This window comes from Cellulophaga sp. F20128 (genome assembly GCF_023015805.1).
In the GTDB taxonomy this organism is placed as follows: domain Bacteria; phylum Bacteroidota; class Bacteroidia; order Flavobacteriales; family Flavobacteriaceae; genus Cellulophaga.
On the sequence record NZ_JALKBA010000087.1, the window covers coordinates 1 to 466 of the forward strand.

Annotated in this window: 1 pseudogene; it reads left to right on the top strand. The window is 35.2% G+C overall.

Annotated features, from left to right (window positions below):
- Nucleotides 1–161: 161 nt before the first annotated feature.
- Nucleotides 162–466 (top strand): annotated as a pseudogene (locus MWU65_RS17845) (mobilization protein); the annotation flags it as partial.

A 466-nucleotide genomic window follows, 5' to 3' on the forward strand; every position in this document is an offset into this window, starting at 1 on the left:
CGTTTTACGCAGGAACACATTGAACTCTATAAAATGCTTCTTAAGTATCATAACAATTTTAAATCTATTGGGAATATGTATAGAAAACGCAATCCCAACCTTGCTAAGGAAGTATATGACTTAGCCAATGAAATAAAAATACATCTTAAAAAATTTCAATAATGATAGGAAAAGGCAAAAGTATCTCCCATACCAGAGCTTCCATGTCCTATGGGTGGAATCAGGAAAAGGATGCTGAAATTGTACTAAAAGAGTTTCTCTATGGAGAGTCTCCTGCAGAAATAACCAAGGAATACAAAATGCTCCAGGACCAAAACTATCACTGTACAAAGAATACATTATCCTTTGTGATCAGCCCCACAATTAAAGACGGCAGAGGTTTGGATAAACATAAATTAGAGGAAATAACAAAACGATTTATAAACGAAATGAAACTAGGAGAGCGACAAGCGATAGCGTTTGTGCA